The sequence below is a fragment of the Vreelandella sp. L-25 genome, assembly GCF_056857535.1.
The window spans coordinates 69699-87131 of record NZ_JBSXNH010000048.1 but is presented as its reverse complement, the minus strand read 5'-3'; the positions used below and the strand labels follow the sequence as shown (position 1 = coordinate 87131).

Annotated in this window: 17 protein-coding genes and 1 tRNA gene; 14 read left to right on the top strand and 4 right to left on the bottom strand. The window is 58.8% G+C overall.

Translation table 11 applies throughout. The features are described from left to right. The first annotated feature begins 239 nt into the window (after positions 1-239). The 7 genes from AC13CN_RS05300 to AC13CN_RS05270 all read left to right on the top strand — a co-directional run bounded on the left by AC13CN_RS05300 (position 240) and on the right by AC13CN_RS05270 (position 8349). On the top strand, positions 240-1733 hold the full coding sequence (locus AC13CN_RS05300) for a putative bifunctional diguanylate cyclase/phosphodiesterase (RefSeq protein WP_287836689.1): 1494 nt from the start codon (positions 240-242) through the stop codon (positions 1731-1733). Positions 1734-1742: 9 nt separating this feature from the next. Continuing rightward, positions 1743-2015 (top strand): GIY-YIG nuclease family protein, encoded by a 273-nt coding sequence (locus AC13CN_RS05295; RefSeq protein ID WP_062360488.1) that lies wholly within the window; start codon positions 1743-1745, stop codon positions 2013-2015. A 13-nt stretch (positions 2016-2028) separates the two neighbouring features. Continuing rightward, positions 2029-3072: a histone deacetylase family protein gene (locus tag AC13CN_RS05290; protein ID WP_062360490.1), complete on the top strand. Its 1044-nt coding sequence runs from the start codon at positions 2029-2031 to the stop codon at positions 3070-3072. Between the two features lie 109 nt (positions 3073-3181). Further along, positions 3182-3568 carry a hypothetical protein gene (locus AC13CN_RS05285; protein ID WP_062360492.1) on the top strand — a complete coding sequence of 129 codons (387 nt, stop codon included), beginning with the start codon at positions 3182-3184 and terminating at the stop codon, positions 3566-3568. A 32-nt stretch (positions 3569-3600) separates the two neighbouring features. Continuing rightward, positions 3601-5280 (top strand): VRR-NUC domain-containing protein, encoded by a 1680-nt coding sequence (locus AC13CN_RS05280; RefSeq protein WP_062360494.1) that lies wholly within the window; start codon positions 3601-3603, stop codon positions 5278-5280. After that, positions 5277-7538: an ATP-dependent DNA helicase gene (locus AC13CN_RS05275; protein WP_062360496.1), complete on the top strand. Its 2262-nt coding sequence runs from the start codon at positions 5277-5279 to the stop codon at positions 7536-7538. The genes AC13CN_RS05280 and AC13CN_RS05275 overlap by 4 nt, the downstream gene beginning before the upstream one ends. Before the next feature lie 31 nt (positions 7539-7569). Next, positions 7570-8349, top strand: coding sequence for a sulfite exporter TauE/SafE family protein (locus tag AC13CN_RS05270; RefSeq protein ID WP_044628782.1), 780 nt, complete (start codon positions 7570-7572; stop codon positions 8347-8349). Between the two features lie 63 nt (positions 8350-8412). Here the strand turns inward: AC13CN_RS05270 and AC13CN_RS05265 are convergent. Together AC13CN_RS05265 and ispB are read right to left on the bottom strand one after the other, a co-directional pair. Next, positions 8413-8489 (bottom strand) — tRNA-Pro (locus AC13CN_RS05265). A gap of 111 nt (positions 8490-8600) precedes the next feature. Beyond that, positions 8601-9605, bottom strand: a complete 1005-nt coding sequence (gene ispB, locus AC13CN_RS05260; protein WP_062360498.1) for an octaprenyl diphosphate synthase — start codon at positions 9603-9605, stop codon at positions 8601-8603. A 293-nt stretch (positions 9606-9898) separates the two neighbouring features. Here ispB and rplU point away from each other — a divergent pair, with 293 nt between their 5' ends. The 4 genes from rplU (at position 9899) to proB (ending at position 13059) form a co-directional block, all read left to right on the top strand. Beyond that, positions 9899-10210: a 50S ribosomal protein L21 gene (gene rplU / locus AC13CN_RS05255; protein ID WP_016915863.1), complete on the top strand. Its 312-nt coding sequence runs from the start codon at positions 9899-9901 to the stop codon at positions 10208-10210. Between the two features lie 30 nt (positions 10211-10240). Continuing rightward, the gene (gene rpmA, locus AC13CN_RS05250; RefSeq protein WP_030071394.1) at positions 10241-10498 is read left to right on the top strand and encodes a 50S ribosomal protein L27; all 258 of its coding nucleotides are present in this window, start codon (positions 10241-10243) and stop codon (positions 10496-10498) included. Positions 10499-10668: 170 nt separating this feature from the next. Beyond that, a complete protein-coding gene (gene cgtA / locus AC13CN_RS05245; protein WP_044628769.1) occupies positions 10669-11859 on the top strand; it encodes an Obg family GTPase CgtA in 1191 nt (396 codons plus the stop codon). Positions 11860-11898: 39 nt separating this feature from the next. Continuing rightward, positions 11899-13059: a glutamate 5-kinase gene (gene proB / locus AC13CN_RS05240; protein ID WP_483053043.1), complete on the top strand. Its 1161-nt coding sequence runs from the start codon at positions 11899-11901 to the stop codon at positions 13057-13059. Between the two features lie 8 nt (positions 13060-13067). Here proB and AC13CN_RS05235 read toward each other — a convergent pair whose 3' ends face one another. After that, positions 13068-14084: a DUF1853 family protein gene (locus tag AC13CN_RS05235; RefSeq protein ID WP_289110888.1), complete on the bottom strand. Its 1017-nt coding sequence runs from the start codon at positions 14082-14084 to the stop codon at positions 13068-13070. Positions 14085-14300: 216 nt separating this feature from the next. Further along, on the bottom strand, positions 14301-14777 hold the full coding sequence (locus tag AC13CN_RS05230) for a PepSY domain-containing protein (RefSeq protein ID WP_044628767.1): 477 nt from the start codon (positions 14775-14777) through the stop codon (positions 14301-14303). A 157-nt stretch (positions 14778-14934) separates the two neighbouring features. On the opposite strand from AC13CN_RS05230, the gene AC13CN_RS05225 reads away from it, so the two are divergent. From AC13CN_RS05225 to AC13CN_RS05215, 3 genes are all read left to right on the top strand, one after another. Continuing rightward, complete coding sequence (locus AC13CN_RS05225; protein ID WP_044628766.1) at positions 14935-15300, top strand: PepSY domain-containing protein; 366 nt, start codon at positions 14935-14937, stop codon at positions 15298-15300. Between the two features lie 62 nt (positions 15301-15362). Beyond that, positions 15363-16037 carry a winged helix-turn-helix domain-containing protein gene (locus AC13CN_RS05220; protein ID WP_062360506.1) on the top strand — a complete coding sequence of 225 codons (675 nt, stop codon included), beginning with the start codon at positions 15363-15365 and terminating at the stop codon, positions 16035-16037. After that, a complete protein-coding gene (locus tag AC13CN_RS05215) occupies positions 16034-17398 on the top strand; it encodes a sensor histidine kinase (protein WP_483053042.1) in 1365 nt (454 codons plus the stop codon). Before AC13CN_RS05220 ends, AC13CN_RS05215 begins: the two co-directional genes overlap by 4 nt. The last annotated feature ends 35 nt before the right edge of the window (positions 17399-17433 follow it).

The following is a 17433-nucleotide window of genomic DNA, read 5'->3' as shown; positions in this document are numbered from 1 at the left end:
ACCGGTTGACGGCGGGCTGAGGGCTCGCCGCGCCCAACCGGCCAGCAGGCAAGGCGTCAGAACCGCCTTGCAGAAGCTGAGGGGCAGGTTAAGAGCCACACAACAGCACCAACACCAACACCAACACCAACACAGGGGGGGGTGAAGAACCCACGCCTCAGCTCATCCATTAACCTCAAGCCCGACAGACTGCTAGCTGCTATCTAGTGAAGGCGTGTGGAAGCAGGAAGGTTCTGGGGGTGATCTCAGAACCCTCGCCCAAAGCGCGAAGCGCGGCGGGCGGGGAGTGTCAGCGCAAAGATGGCACGCCGTTCTGGAACGACTTATATGTGTCTCCAGTGCGGGATGACCAAGGGCATATCACCCACTTTGTAGGTGTACAGCACGATATCTCACAGCATAAAGCTTATGAGGCACGCCTTGCTTATCATGCCACCCACGATGACCTCACTCGCTTACCCAACCGTATGCAGTTTGAAGAAAAGCTGCATCAACGGTTCGCCCATGCCCAAGAAAGTGGTGAGCGCATTAGCGTGTTGTTTGTAGATCTAGATGATTTCAAGCCAATCAATGACACGCTAGGGCACGCAGTGGGCGACCAAGTATTGATAGAGGTCGCTAAGCGCCTGCATGCTGCCCTGCGGCAAGCGGATACGGTTGCCCGGCTAGGGGGCGATGAATTTGTACTACTGCTTACTAATATCGTTGATAAAGGGCAAGTGATTGACGTGGCGGAGCGTTTATTGCCAGCGCTCGCTAAGCCTTACTGCATCGATGGCCATGAGCTGTATTTGACCGCCAGCGTGGGTATTGCCATGAGCCAGCCCGATACTCCCCAGCCACAAACCCTGATTCAGCAAGCGGATATGGCGATGTACAAAGCCAAGCAGCAAGGCCGTAACGCCTATGCGTGGTTCAGCCACGACATCAACGAAGTGGCCAACGAGCGGGTCAGCCTGCGTAACGACCTGCAGGAAGCCATCGACCACCAAGGCTTTGAATTGCATTATCAGCCGCTGTTTAACCGGCATGGGCGAATCGACAGCGTGGAAGCACTGCTGCGCTGGCCGCACCCTATTAAAGGTTATATTTCCCCTGCCCGCTTTATTCCCTTGGCGGAGGCTACTGGGCAAATTATGCCGATTAGCGAATGGGTGCTGCAGCGGGCCTGTAAGGATATGCTCAAGTTGCAGCGCAGCGGGTTGGGGGAGCTGCGGGTCGCGGTGAATCTTTCGCCTTTGCAGTTCCACCGTGACAGTTTTCTAGCCACGCTGCGTCAAACGTTATTGGATACTGGATTGCCAGCAGAGCAGTTGGCCCTAGAGTTGACCGAAGGCATCCTGATGGATAATACCGACGCAGCAATCAATATTCTTAATGAGTTACACACTATGCAGGTCAGTGTGTCGATTGATGACTTTGGTACTGGCTACTCAAGTTTGAGCTATCTCAAGCACTTGCCGATCAGCACGATCAAAATTGATCGCAGTTTTATCAGTGAGATCACCAACAGCGACGGTGATTCAGCTATTGTGCAGGGGGTGATCTCCATGGCTCATCACCTAGGCCTTAATGTGGTGGCTGAAGGCGTGGAAACCAACGAGCAGCATCAGCGACTGTTGGCGTACCGCTGTGATTTATTCCAAGGTTTTGGGCTAGCGAAACCCATGCCGCTGGCAGAGCTTGAGCGTTTAATGGCCGAACAGGAAGTGTCTACCTCTACGAACAGCTAACGAGCCGCTATGGAAAACACAGCCACTTCTCCATGGTATTTGTACCTGCTTGAGTGTAGGCGCGGTACCTATGTAGGGATTACTAACAACCTCGCCAAACGCTACCAAGCCCACGCGACGGGTAAAGGCGCGCGCTATACCCGGGCAAACCCGCCACTAGCGTTACTGGGCGCGCAACCCTTTGCCGACCGTGCCGCTGCCAGCCGTGCTGAGTATCAGTTAAAGCAGCAGACCCCAGCCCAAAAGCGTCGCTGGGCAGCTGACTGGCCGTATCACGCATAAAGAAGGAAACCGCATGCTAACGTTTTTTTCCGAAGGTAGCCGCCAGCGCCAAGCCCGTAGCGAACTCCACGATGGCGCTTTAGTTACCCCCTTTGAGTGCCCCGAGCGGATGGATTTGGTATTGGCTGCCTTGAGCAAAGCCGCGTTTGAAGTTCGTTCGCCCAGTGACTACGGCCTTGCGCCCGTGCTGGCGGTTCACGATGCTGATTACGTCGCGTTCTTGGAAAACTGCTGGCAGGCATGGCAAGCGGCGGGCCACGCGGGCGAGGCCATCCCCAATATCTGGCCAGCCCGTACGATGCGCGGTGACCGTATTCCCCAGTCGGTGAGCGGCCAGTTGGGCTACTACGCCCTTGCTGCTGAAACTTCGATTACGGAAGGCACCTTTGCCGCTGCCATGGCAAGTAAAGATACCGCGCTGGCGGCAACCGATCATACCCTCGCTACTGGTGAGCCGACCTTCGGCCTGTGCCGTCCGCCGGGCCACCACGCGGCGGTGGATCAATTCGGCGGCTACTGCTTTTTTAATAATGCCGCCATCGCTGCCCAGCGCGCGCTGGACGCTGGCAAGCGCCGTGTCGCGATTCTCGACGTGGATTTTCATCACGGTAACGGCACCCAGCAGATCTTCTATCGCCGTGACGACGTGCTATTCGCCTCGCTCCACGGCGACCCTGATGTCACCTTCCCCTACTTCTCAGGCTACGCCGACGAAACCGGCGAAGGGGCAGGCGAAGGCTTCACGATCAATTACCCGCTGCCGCCGGGCACCTCCGTTGCGACGTGGATGGCCGCGTTGGATGAGGCGCTGGCGCATATCCATAGAGCAGAGTGTGAATTGCTGGTGGTATCGCTGGGTGTGGATATTTTTGAAGGTGACCCGATCAGCGCCTTTACCTTTCAGCACGTCGACTTTATTGCCCTTGGGCAACGTCTCGCGGCCGCTGGGCTACCCTGCGTGTTTTTAATGGAAGGGGGCTACGCCGTTGAGGATATCGGGGTCAACGTGGTGAACGTCTTACAAGGGTTTGAGGAGGTCACGCAGGGCGTGAAATAAGGCATTAAGGTGACAGTTGCACGAAATTCGGGCAGTCTTATGCCTTTTTGGCCTATCCTGTAGGCGGTTATCTCTTTTTCACCTTATCGTTCAACGTGGGGAGCGGCGCGTGGCAGTTTACGGCGGTATTCAGGCACATGAAGTGGAGCGTTGGCTAAATGCCCTCACCAACGCGGCCTACGACCGACGCTGCCCGCTCTCTAAAGTGCACGGGGGCAACGCTCGTGCTCGCACTGCCCGCCAGGATTTACTTCATCTTGCGACCGCGTTTCGCGGCGGTGAGCGCAGCCGCGAAACGGTAGCGGGTGGTTTAAGCCGCTGGTGCCAGCACTATCTGACCGAAGCAGAGTGGTACGTGCTGGTAGGCGGACGCCAGCCCGTTGCCCAGGCGAAGCCCACCCCGCGTGTGATGGAGCAATCTACCGAAGTGCCTACAGCCGACGAGCAAGCCGCTGTCGATGCCTTGGAAGTGCTTTACCAACACCGTGTGGGTTAACCTACGGACGTTCGCGCTGTTACAATGGAGGCATGAACAGTGCCTCTGCCGCTCCGGCGACCGCCTCCCTTGATGATCCTTTCTACTACTTAGTGAATTTTCGCTTCCTGGTCGCGTGGGTGCAGGCGCGCCACGGAGATTTACTCAGTGCCGATGAGCATCACACGCTCCAGCAGTGGTCGCAGCTGCCCCGCGCTTCTCAAGCGCTGTTAGTGCGGATGGTGATGCGTAAAGGCGAGCTGTTTCGCGTGGATAAGCTCAGCTACCCCGAAATTGGCGATACCCATCTGGCGTTGGCACCGCTGATGGCGCTTGGCTGGGTGGATGACGCGCCGCTGTTAACCATTGAGGAGTTGTTTCGGCTGCTGCGCTTGAGCGAGCTGCGCCACGCCTTGCAAGCTCCTATCAGCACCGCCGGGCTGCCGTCTAATGCCACCAAAACGGCGCTCCAAGCCGCGTTAATGCCGGTGCTTACCGATTCAATACCGCTGCGCCAGTGGTGGCCTGCCGCAACAACGCACATCGTGCGGCTCAACGTCATGGCGCTGTGCGACCGTCTGCGGCTGATGTTTTTTGGCAACCTGCGCCAAGATTGGGCCGAGTTCGTGCTCACCGAGCTTGGCTTGCAGCGTTTTGAACAAGTGCCGCTGACCGCCGAATCACGGGCGTTTCAGCATCGAGACGAGGTGGACACCTACCTAGCACTACACCACCTGCGCGAACGCCTAGAAAACGGTGAGCTGCCTGAACAGCTGGCCACAGAAGTGCCCGCGGCCTCCAACAACCGTTGGCTAGACGCACGCCGCTCGCGGCTGCTGCTGACCCTGGGGCAAACGGCGGAACGCAGCGGTGAAGCAGAACAAGCGCTTTTGTTGTACGCCGAATCGACTAACAGCGAGGCGCGCATTCGTAGGCTGCGGGTGTTAGAGCGGTTAGGCCGTTACCAGGAAGGTTACGAGCTGGCCCAGGCCGCGCTGGGGCAGGCGAGAGAGAGCGAAACCCAAGCGCTTGGGCGCTTATTGCCGCGCTTGGCGCGCAAGCTGAACCAGCCCGCCCCCCAGGCCGTGAAAGCAGCCGAGGCCCCGACCTACGTACTGGAGCTTCCTGGCCCTCAATCGGTAGAGCGCGCCGTTGCCGAACACTTATCCACCGCCAGTGCTCCGGTGTTCTATGTGGAAAACTGCCTAATCACCGGGCTTTTTGGTCTGCTGCTCTGGCCAGCGATTTTCAAACCGCTGCCGGGGGCGTTTTTTCATCCGTTTCATAGTGGGCCTGCGGATTTGTACCGCGAGGACTTCGTTCGCCAGCGCCAAGCCGAGATCGACGCCTGCCTGGCACAGCTAGACGACGGGCGCTACCGTGAGACGATGCGCGCGACTTGGCACGCCAAGCAGGGCATTACCTCGCCGTTTGTGCACTGGGGTGTTTTGAGCGAACCGCTGTTAACAGCCGCGCTTAGCTGCCTGCCCGCCGCGCATCTGCACGCCTGCTTTACCCGCTTGCTGAGTGACCTAAAGCACAATCGGGCAGGCCTGCCGGATCTTATTCAGCTAATGCCCGATGCGCCCGCCGGGAAGCCTCGCTACCGTATGATCGAAGTGAAAGGCCCCGGTGACCGTCTGCAGGATAACCAGCGCCGCTGGATTGATTTCTTCTGCCGCCACGACATGCCGGTCGAGGTGTGCCACGTGCGCTGGCAGCCAACTTCATGAGCCGCTATCGGGTCGCGGTGCGTACGCTGTGCGATTTCACCGCACGCCAAGGCGACCTCGACCACCGTTTTACCCCCGCGCCCAGCGCCCAAGAGGGCATTGAAGGCCACGCGCTGGTGGCCAAACGGCGAGAAAACATAGCGGGCTACCTGGCCGAATTACCGCTCTCCGGCGAATATCAGGGGCTACGCGTGGTGGGCCGCGCTGATGGCTTTGATGTGGCGGCAAATTGCGTTGAAGAGATCAAAACCCATCGCAGCAGCCTAGCGCGCATGGCGGATAACCAGCGCGCACTGCATTGGGCCCAGGTGAAGGTATACGGCGCGCTGCTCTGCGCTGAGCGCGGGCTTTCATACATCACGCTGGCGCTGGTGTACCTGGATATTGCCAGCGGCCAGGAAACCCGGCTGACGCTTGATGCCCGTGCCGAGGAGCTAGCGGCGTTTTTTGCCGACCAGTGCCAGCGCTTTTTAGCCTGGGCCGAGCAGGAGGCCGCCCACCGCGAGTGCCGCGATGCGTGGCTCGCCACGCTGACCTTTCCCCACGTGGACTTTCGTCCAGGGCAGCGGGCGTTGGCCGAAGATGTGTTTAAAGCCGCCAGCACCGGACGCTGCCTGCTGGCCCAAGCGCCCACCGGCATTGGCAAAACCCTGGGCACGCTGTTTCCCATGCTCTCTGCGATGCCCCGTCAGCGGCTCGACCGCATCGCTTTTCTCACTATGAAAACGCCTGGCCGCCGCCTCGCGCTCGACGCCTTGGTGAGCCTAGAGGCTCCTGCCCAGCCGCTGCGGGTGCTGGAACTCGTCGCCCGCGATAAAGCCTGTGAATACCCCGGCACCGCCTGCCAGGGCGATACCTGCCCTTTAGCAAAAGGGTTTTACGACCGCTTGCCTGCCGCCCGCCAAGCGGCGGTGGAAAAAGGCTGGCTAGCGCGCGATGCGCTGCGGGAGGTGGCGCTGGCGCATCAGGTTTGCCCCTACTACTTAGGCCAGGAGCTGGCCCGCTGGGCTGATGTGGCGGTGGGGGATGTGAACCACTGGTTCGATAGCCACGCGCTGCTGCACGGGCTTGCTCAAGCCAACGACTGGCGAGTGGGGCTGCTGGTAGATGAGGCGCATAACCTGGTAGACCGTGCTCGCGGCATGTACAGCGCCGCGCTCTCCCAGCAGCGCTTGAGCTTCCTGCGCCGTCACTCCCCGCCCGCCTTAGCCAAGCCGCTGGCCCGCGTGGGCAGGCAGTGGCAGGCGCTTAATAAAGAGGTGGCCGCCCAAGCGCCGGAGCGGCGTTACCACTTGCTAGAAACGCTGCCCACCAAACTGGTGAGCGCACTGCATACCCTTGCTGGGGCGATGACTGATTATCTCGTGGAACATCCCGAAGGGGCGAATCAGGCGCTTCAAGAGCTGCTGTTTGAAGCGCTGGCGTTCTGCCGCTTGGCGGAATCGTTTGGCGACCACTCCCTCTGTGATCTGGAAAGTCAGGGCAAAGGAAGTGCGGTGCTTGGGCTACGCAATGTGGTCCCGGCGGACTTTCTCGCCCCGCGCTTTAAGCGCGCTCACTGCACGGTGCTGTTTTCCGCCACGCTGTCGCCTTTTTACTACTACCGCGACTTACTGGGGTTGCCGGAGCGCAGCGTATGGCGCGAGGTGGAATCTCCCTTCGTGGCGCAGCAGCTAGAGGTCCATGTGCGTAGCGATATCTCGACCCGCTACCATCACCGCGTGGCGTCGGTACCCCCGATTGTGGCGACACTGGCGGCGCACTATCAGCACAAGCCGGGGCACTACTTGGCGTTTTTCAGTAGCTTTGCTTACCTCGAACAGGTGATGAATGCATTCGAGCAGGCGCATCCTGAGATTCCGGTGTTTGCGCAAACGCGAAGCATGCAGGAGCCCGAGCGAGAGGCGTTTTTGGCGCGCTTTGCCCCCGGCGGTAAAGGCATCGGTTTTGCCGTGTTGGGTGGTGCCTTCGCGGAGGGCATTGACCTGCCCGGTGAGCGATTGATCGGTGCCTTTGTGGCAACACTGGGCTTGCCGCCGTTTAACGACTTTAACGAAGCGCTGAAAGCCCGATTGCAGGCGCGCTTTGGCCGGGGAGGCGACTATACCTACCGTATTCCTGGGGTGATCAAGGTGATACAGGCCGCTGGGCGAGTGATCCGCAGCCCCGACGATGAAGGGGTTGTGGTATTAATGGATGACCGTTTTGCCCATGCCCAGGTGCGCGCACTGCTGCCGCGCTGGTGGCAGTTAGTCTGATCCCATCACTGTAAGGAAACCTATCAACGCTATGGCAGATTTACTTTGGTATCAGTACGTGCTGATTGGGCTTATCTTTGCCTGGAGCGGTTTTGTGCGCACCAGTCTTGGCTTTGGTGGCGCGGTCTTGGCGCTGCCGTTTCTCCTGCTCGTCGTCAACGAACCATTGGTGTTCCTGCCGATTATTGCTATTCATCTGCTGATTTTTTCCAGTTGGATTGCCTGGAATGGGCATCGTCAGCTGCAGCAGGCGGGCAGCAGCGCTGCGGTTCAGAGCAACATCGACTGGGGCTATTTAGGCAAAGCGCTCAAGATCATGATCGTGCCCAAGCTGGTGGGGGTGGTTGGGTTGCTCACCCTGCCCGCCAATGTGATGACCAGTATTATCTTCGGTATCGTGATCATCTACGCCATCGGCTATGTGCTAAATAAGCCGTTTAGAAGTAACAATAAGTACGTGGATTATGTACTGCTGGGGCTGGGGGGCTACGTTAGCGGCACGTCGCTGATTGGCGCACCGCTGATTGTGTCCGTGTTCGCCACTCATGTCGCGAAAGAGCAGTTACGCGACACCATGTTTGTGCTGTGGTTTATTTTGGTCGTGATCAAAATGGTGTCGTTTGTGATTGCGGGCGTTGACCTACAGCTCATTCATCAACTGTGGCTGCTGCCCTGTGCCTTTATCGGCCACTTGCTTGGTGAAAAAGCCCACCGCTACTTGCTTAATGCCGATACGGGGCTGTTTTTTCGCGTATTGGGCGCAGTGCTGATTGTGGTCAGTGTGGTAGGGCTGATTCACCCGCCGGGGTAACTTGCACACAAACAAAAACGGCCACTTGCTCTAAAAGCTAAGTGGCCGTTTTCATTGAATTCTTGGTCGGAATAGCAGGATTCGAACCTACGACCTCTGCCTCCCGAAGGCAGCGCTCTACCAAGCTGAGCTATATTCCGAAAGTTGCTGAGGCGTGCCCAACAACGGGACGAATCATACGCAGGCGAAGGGCTTTTTTCAAGCCTCTTTTTTCACGCCCTTTCTTTGTACAACGCGAAAAGCGTTGTCGGTTACGCTTGGCGATCTACGGCTAAGCGGGCAAGTTGAGCCATGCTATCGCGATAAGGGCTAGGGGGCAGGGCATCCAGTTCGGCTAGCGCTTTATCCGCCATCTCTTCTGCCCGTACGCGGGTGTACGCCAGCGCCCCGGTGTCGTGAATAATCGCCAGTACGTCGTCTAGCTGTTCAAGACCGCCTTTGCGAATCACCTGACGAATCAGCTTGGCTTGCTCAGGGGTGCCGCGCTCCATGGCGTGAATGAGCGGTAGCGTGGGCTTGCCTTCGGCCAAGTCGTCGCCAACGTTTTTGCCCATCGCCTCGGCGTCGCCTTGATAGTCCAGCAAGTCGTCAATCAGTTGGAAAGCGAGACCCAGGTAGCGGCCGTAATGCTGCAGGGCGCGCTCCTGCTCCGGCGTAGCTTCGGCGAGCACCGCGCCGCTGTGGGAGGCGGCTTCAAACAGCATCGCGGTTTTACCCTGGATGGTCTCGAAGTAATCCGCCTCGGAAATACTGGGGTTGCCAATGTTGGTCAACTGCAGCACTTCACCTTCTGCGATCACGCAGGTGGCTCCGGATAGGATCGCCATGATGCGCATGGAGCCTACATCCACCATCATCTGGAACGAGCGGGAGTAGAGGAAATCACCCACCAGCACGGAAGGCGCATTGCCCCAGGCGTCGTTGGCGGTTTTCTTGCCACGGCGCATGTGCGACTCATCCACCACGTCATCGTGCAACAGAGTGGAGGTATGCATAAACTCGATCAGCGTGGCGAGGGTAATATGCTTGTCGCCCTCGTAGCCCAACGAGCGCGCTGCCAACAGTACCAGTAGCGGGCGCAGGCGTTTACCGCCGCTTTCGATGATGTACTGGCCGATGGTTTCCACCAGCGGCACGCGAGAATTCAACTGCGTCACAATGGTGCGGTTGACGGCCTCAAAATCGTCGGCCACCACGGCGTGCAGCGGTGAAGGCGAAGGGCTGGCAGGCGGGATTGAGGAGACGTTGGCTGTCATGGGTTCCGTTCATCGCGGCAGGTAAGAGTGGAGCTCATGCTATGGGGCTGCCTGTAAGGCGTCAAGGCATAGCCGCGCTAAGCAGGCCCAGGCCGGCGTTTGGAAGATTGACAAGCCCCGGTGGCCTTGTGGTATGAAGCGATAGTCGTTATAATCCGCGACCCACTCATCATGCTCCCTGTCAGATGGCTGCCAAAAGAGGCGCCACTCGCAGCAGGTCGATAAGAGCGGAAGGCGATGAGCGTTGGTTACGCGGGGCGTAACCGGCATTAACGACAAGTCCGGAGAGCGACATGTACGCAGTTATTAAAAGCGGTGGTAAACAGTACCGCGTTCAAGAAGGTCAAACCCTCAAGCTCGAGAAAATCGAAGTCGCTACCGGCGAAACGATTGAGTTTGATGAAGTGCTGCTGGTTGCAGACGGCGATGACGTAAACATTGGCGCACCTTTCATTAGCGGTGCCAAAGTTTCCGCTGAAATCGTTTCCCACGGCCGTGGCGATAAAGTGACGATCATCAAATTCCGTCGCCGGAAGCACCACATGAAGCGTCAGGGCCACCGTCAGTGGTTCACTGAAGTCAAAATTACCGGAATTTCTGCGTAAGCAGCCAATTCCCTTTAGGAGGATTTTGCAATGGCACATAAAAAGGCAGCCGGCTCCACGCGTAACGGTCGCGATTCCGAATCCAAACGCCTTGGTGTGAAACTCTTCGGTGGCCAAGCGGCAACCGCAGGTAACATCATCGTTCGTCAGCGTGGCACTCGTTTCCACGCAGGCACTGGCGTTGGCCTGGGTCGTGATCACACGCTGTTCGCTCTGAACGACGGCTTCGTGAAGTTCGAGACCAAAGGTCCGAACAACCGTAAATTCGTCAGCATCGTTTCTGCCTAAGCAACCTCGGTTGCTTTGAGTAAGTTGGTTGGTATGACTTACGCAGTGCGAAGATGACGAAAGAAAAGCCCCGCCATGGCGGGGCTTTTTTGTCTTTTCGATCCCTTTTGCCCGCATGAGACGGGTGGGGATAGTGCAGTGAGGGCGGCGGAAGCGGCCGGGAGAATCCAATGCAGTTCGTCGATGAAGCCTCGATTATTGTTGAGGCAGGTAAGGGCGGCAATGGCTGTCTGAGCTTTCGCCGCGAGAAATATGTGCCCAAGGGTGGCCCCGATGGTGGTGATGGCGGCCACGGTGGCAGCGTTTATCTGATTGGTGATGATTCGCTCAACACCCTGATTGATTTCAAATTTCAGCGTTTCTACAAAGCTGAAAATGGGCAAGGCGGCATGGGCCGCCAGATGAGCGGTAAAGCTGGTGAAGACCTGCACGTAAAAGTGCCGGTGGGCACCACGGTGATTGATGAAGACACCCTTGAGGTGATTGCCGACGTGACCGAAATTGGTCAGGTCGTGCTGGTAGCAGAAGGCGGCCGCCGTGGGTTGGGGAATATTCACTTCAAATCCTCTACCAACCGTGCGCCGCGGCGCACCACGCCGGGCACCGAAGGCGACCGTCGTAACCTGCGCCTGGAAATGAAAGTGATGGCGGATGTGGGCTTGCTAGGCATGCCCAACGCCGGTAAGTCGACGCTGATTCGTTCGGTCTCTGCGGCCAAGCCCAAAGTGGCCAACTACCCGTTCACTACGCTGGTGCCAAACCTGGGCGTGGTGAAGCTGGGGATGCATGAGCACTTTGTAATGGCCGACGTACCGGGGCTGATTGAAGGTGCCTCCGACGGTGCTGGCCTGGGGCTGCGCTTCTTGAAGCACCTGACCCGCACGCGGCTGCTGTTCCACGTGGTTGATGTGGCGCCGTTTGATGAGTCCGACCCGGTGGAAGCCGCGCAGGCGATTATTCACGAGCTTGGTCAGTTCTCTCCGGCGCTCTCCGAGCGGCCCCGCTGGCTGGTGCTGAATAAGTTCGACCTGCTGCCGGAAGAGGAGCGCGAAGCGCGGGCCCAGGCGATCATCGAGGCGCTGAACTGGGACGGTCCAGTGTTCCGTATTTCGGCGATCAGCAGCGAAGGCACTGACAAGCTGGTGCAGGCGGCGTACCGCTGGCTCACCGAGCAGCAGCGTCTGGAAAACGAAGACGAAGAGGCCCATGCCCGCGAGCAGGAGATGCGCCGTCGCATGGAGGAGGAGTCGGTGGCCCGTACCGAAGCCCGCCTTGGCCGTCGTCGTAAGCGCGATGATGAAGAAGACGATGACGATTTCGACGACGATGATTACGATGTCGAAGTGGAGTACGCCCCGTAGGCAGAAGGCGTTCTGGGAACGATAAATCGCGTGAGCGCAATGGCGTGGGAGAGTCGTGACGTGGAAAGCAACGAGCAGTTGCCGGGCCGTGAGGCGCTGAGTAGCGCCCGCCGGGTAGTGGTCAAAATTGGCAGCGCGCTGCTCACTAATGATGGTCGTGGGCTGGACGAAGCGGCCATTGGCGGCTGGGTGGATCAAATTGCCGCCCTGCATCAGCAGGGTAAAGAGGTGGTGCTGGTCTCCTCCGGTGCGGTGGCAGCTGGCATGGTGCGCCTGGGCTGGCAGGCACGCCCCAGCGCCGTGCACGAGCTGCAGGCGGCCGCCGCCGTGGGCCAAAATGGCCTGACTCAGTGCTACGAGCAGCACTTTGCGCGCCACGGCATGCTCAACGCGCAGATTCTGCTTACCCACGACGACCTCTCTAACCGCAAGCGCTACCTGAATGCGCTCTCGGCATTGCGCACGCTGGTCGAAATGCGCGTGGTACCGGTGATCAACGAAAACGATACCGTCGTCACCGACGAGATCCGCTTTGGCGATAATGACACCCTCGGCGCGCTGGTGGCCAACCTGCTGGAAGCCGATGCGCTGCTGCTGCTCACCGACCAAGAAGGTCTGTTCGATGCCGACCCCCGCCACAACCCTGACGCCACGCTGATTACTGAGGGGCGTGCTGACGACCCCCGCTTGGCCGCCGTGGCAGGCAGCGGCGGGGCGTTGGGCCGGGGTGGTATGAGCACCAAAGTGCGCGCTGCCCAGCTCGCGGCGCGTTCCGGCGCGGTAACTGTGATTGCCAGTGGTCGCCAGCCGGAGGTAATTACTCGGGTAATGAACGGTGAAGCACTCGGCACGCTGCTGCGCCCGGATCAAGCCCCTATGGCAGCGCGCAAGCGCTGGCTAGCGGGTCAGCTTCAGGTGCGCGGTACGCTGGTGCTGGATGCGGGCGCGGTCAACGTGCTGCGTGGTAAAGGCTCTAGCCTGCTGGCCGTTGGCGTGCGTGACGTGCAGGGCAGTTTTAAGCGCGGCGACATGGTGCTGTGTGTGGATGAGCAGGGCACTCGCGTGGCCAAGGGCTTGGTCAACTACGGGGCCGACGAAGCTCGCCAGCTAGCGGGCCAGCCAAGCCACCAGATCGAAGCCATCCTTGGTTACGTGGAAGCCCACGAACTGATCCACCGCGACAACTTGGTAGTGGTTTAAACGGCGGGTTAGCCACGCCGCTTCGGCGGTAGCGGTACCTGGCGCGGCCAGTCGTCGGGTACCACCATCAGCCGCGTTAGCGGTCTCTCCTGGCAACTCTTTTCCCAGTAGTTCTCTTCCCAGCAGTTCTCTTCTCCCTTCGGGTCGTACAGCATCACTTGCTGCGGCCCGTAGCGGTTGACCTGTGCCATCACGGCCTCCATCCGCTCATTGGCGTTGCCAAACGCGTCGAGCAATGGCGGCGCTAACCAGTGGGGCTTTGCTAGCCACGCGACCTGTAGCGCCGTGCTGTAGCATTCAGCCACGCTGGGCCAAGCGTGTTGATGGCACCACCACCCCCGCCGATGCTCGGCCGTTGCCCCGACAGGTGGTGGCAAGTTGGCCTGCCATGGATAAAACAGCACGCCGGGCATGGCAAGCTGCTGGGTCAGCAGGTTGCTTAGCGTGGTCGCTTCGCCCGTATCTCTGGGCGTTAACCAGTGGGCAATATTCGCCTGCGCGGTGGCAGTACGGGAGAGCGGTAGCTGATGATGGAGCAGATGACTGCACTTCAAGGCCAAACTGTCCAAACCACCGGGGCCAATCCAGCGGCTTTGGCTGTTGGCTTCGCCTGGCCCGTCGGGAAGACCAAGATAGAACTTGATCGCTACTTCCAAATGCACCGGCGCTGGGTTTGTCCGCGTGCGATAAAGCATATCCAGCTCGCCCAGCGTTGTGCGGCGTTGAGTAATACGCAGATTATTGGCCAGCAGGCGGGTATTAGGGGCGTTATCCAGTAACAGCTGCCACAGCCGCTCATGGTAGTGGCCCATGCGCGTCGCTAGCTTGCCATTCAGCGCCTCAACGCCGGGCAGTAGAGCGGTCAGCCATGCATGGTGATTGTCTGCAAGGCCCAGCGTTAAGCCTGTGGGCCTCCCAGGATAAGCGCCAAGGGTGACTAAATCGGGGGTTGCTAACAGCCAAGCGAGATCGCGCAGCACTGTATGGCGTATCGCGTCGCTGACACCTTCGGCGGAGGTCGTCAAAAAGTCTCTCCTATTCGCTAGCTTGAGAGGCGGCTGTGCTAACCGCCTGTGGCTACGCTAACGACATTCATGTGGGATGCCAATCAAATCCTAGTGAATGCGTAGGTACAAAAAAGCGGCGAGCCCGAAGGCCCGCCGCAGAGAGTGTATGAATAGAGTGTCTTAACAGAGCGTACTAACAGAATGTACGGCTAGATGTACGAGACGCGAATGTGATTAGTCGCGATCCATCTGGGTGACTTCAAAAGAACCCTGGCGCAGGCTCAGTTCCAGCTCGCGGCCGTTTTGCTCGCGGCCTTCAACATCGATGATGCCGCTTTTATCGATATCGATGCTTTCAAATTCGGTCATACCTTCCTGGCTGGCAGCATTGAGTGCTTGGCGCACGTCATCTTCGCTCATGCCCCAGGCTCCGGTAATCAGGCGCTTACGCTCTTCTTGCAGGGTGTCGCCGTTATCCATGGAGAAGTCCACATCGGCGTACCACTCATCGTCTAACCAGCCTTCTAATTCTACACGGCCACGGTCATCAACATTGATCTCTTCGATGTGGCTGAACCCGTAGTCGGCGGCGTAGGTTAGAATGTCATCGATCCGGTCCATCGGCTGAGTGTCTGCTTGGGCGCTACCTGCAGCAGCGGCAAGCAGAAGAGCAGAAGTTGGGATCAGCAGCATTTTTTTCATAGCGTTCATATCAAATTCCTTCTTTGCTTAGTGAATGCATTGCCGGATGATGCCTAACGAAGGTCAGTTAGCGAATGCGACAGGGTATTTATATCACCGGGGTTCTTTCCTTAACCTGACAAAGCCGTTCATCTAGCGTTCATGTTGCCTTTGGCATCCTACTGTTATGAAAATGACGTCTCTTCTCTCTATTAAGCAGCGCTCCTGGCAACGGCTCCCCTATAAGGGCGGGCTGGTATTGGCGCTGGTCCTCGTATTGATGGGTAGTGCGACCGGTGACCAGCACTGGGAGGCCCTGCACAGCGAAGTGCGGCGAGGCGACGTGGTTCCCCTTGATACCATTCTCGACTGGCTCGACGCCCACTACATCGGCGACGTGTTGGAGGTTGAAATCGAGCGCGATGATGGGCTGGTCGAGTATGAAATCAAGCTGCTAGGCCCCCAAGGGCAGGTGGTGGAGTTTGAGTTCGACGGTCACAGTGGCCAGCTTATGCAAATAGAGGGCGTGCGCATCCGCGAGATGCAGCGTTAAGACGTTTGCCTGCGGTCCCCCATCTTCCTGCCTCCATTGGGTTTATTGATAAGGGGTTTTTGATGAAGTGTTTACTGGTAGAGGATGACCAGGCGCTTGCCCGTGAGCTGAGTCAAGCGTTGCAAGATGGTGACTGGATCGTTGAGCTGGCGGAAAACGGCCAGGAAGCAGATTTTTTGGTGCGCACAGAGGCGTACGATACGGTCATTTTGGATATTGGCCTGCCCGATGGCGATGGCACTCGCTGGCTCTCTTCTTGGCGGGAAGATGGTATTGATCTGCCGGTACTGATCTTAACGGCCCGTGAACGCTGGGCCGATAAAGCCGCTGGCTTTACCGCGGGTGCCGATGACTACGTCACCAAACCCTTCGAACCCGCCGAAGTGCTGTTTCGCCTGCAGGCATTGGTGCGCCGTACCCATGGCCATGCGCACCCGGTGCTTAAAGTGGGCGAGCTTAGCCTGGATACTCACACCCAACATGTCACTTTGGTGGGGCGTCCCGTGAGCTTAACTGCTCAGGAAACCCGCCTATTAAGCTACTTAATGCATGCTGCGCCCAGAGTGGTCAGCCGTAGCGAGCTGTCTGAGCACGTTTACGACCGTGACCACGAGCCCGACTCCAACGTCATTGATGTTCAGGTCAGTCGGTTGCGGCGCAAGCTAGGCGCGTGGCGCATTGCCACGCTGCGCGGTCAGGGGTATCGCCTGTTAGCCGATGAACCGAGCGATTCATGAACGCTAATGTGGTCTCTTGGAGTCAGCGCTGGGCTAGCCGCTCTATCAATCTACGCCTGCTGTTGGCGGTGCTGCTCATGGTGCTGCTGGCGCTGCCGGTTGCTGGTTGGCTATTGGCCCACCATTACCGCACCGCTGCGGTCAATGCGTTTGATGAACGGCTGGAAGCGACCCTCAACGTAGTGATTGCCGGGGTCACTTACGACCCGCTGGCCGGGCAGCTCAACTACGAGCGCGCGCTGGGTGATCCCCGTTTCGATCATGTGTATTCGGGTTGGTATTGGCAGATTACCGACGATGCGAACCACTCGGTCACGTCGCGCTCGTTATGGGATCAGCGCTTGCCGGTGCTGGAGAGCGAGCGGGTGACCGCCCGCACGTTACCAGGCCCAAGGGGACAGCAGTTACGTGTCGTTGAACGCGATATTTATCTAGCGCCTTTAGAAACACCGCTGCACGTGAGCGTGGCTGCGCGGGACGATGATTTACGCGAAGATATTCAGGAGTTTCAGCAGATGCTGTGGTTGGGCCTGCTGGGCCTAGGGGCGCTGCTACTGGGCGTACTGGCGCTTCAGGTACGCTGGGGGTTAGCGCCGCTGCGGCGTATGAATGCTAACCTGCGCGAGGTGGAGCAGGGGCGAGCAGAGCAGTTAGAAACTCGTTTGCCCGACGAGTTGGCCACATTGGCAAAATCCATGAACGCCGTGCTGGCCCGTGACCAGCGGCTCATCGAACGGGGCCGCCACACGGCAGGTAACCTCGCTCACGCCCTAAAAACGCCGATTAGTGTGATGCGGCTGTTGGCCAAACAGCTACCGGGCGAGAGTCGCGATACCTGGGAGGCCGAGCTATCGCGTATCGACAGCGCTGTGCGCCACCATCTGGCGCGGGCTTCCGCTGCGGGCGAGGGAGTACGCTTTGCTCCGGTGGCCCTCCAAGGCACACTGGCCCCGCTCATCACCGGGCTTGCCCGGCTAGCGCAGCGCCGCCATATTACCCTGCGCCAAACCGTGGATAGCGGCGTGCGGGTGCATATGGACGGTCAGGACCTGCAGGAGATGGTGGGTAATCTACTGGACAACGCCCTGCGCTGGGGCAAAAGCGATGTGCATATCCGCTTGCAGGCTCAAAGCGAGATGCTGTTGCTGGTTGTCAGCGACGACGGCCCCGGTATGACGCCGCAAGAGTGTCAAGCCGCTGTCCAGCGCGGCAAGCGGCTGGATGAGCAGCGTTCAGGCAGCGGATTGGGATTAGCCATCGTGACGGACCTTGTCACGCTTTATCATGGCCAGATGCGCCTACAGCGCGCCGAGTCTGGCGGTTTAGAGGTAGTCATTGAACTGCCTGTGGTCGCTACTTAATGATCGTAAGAGCGATGCAACACACAGCACAGAGG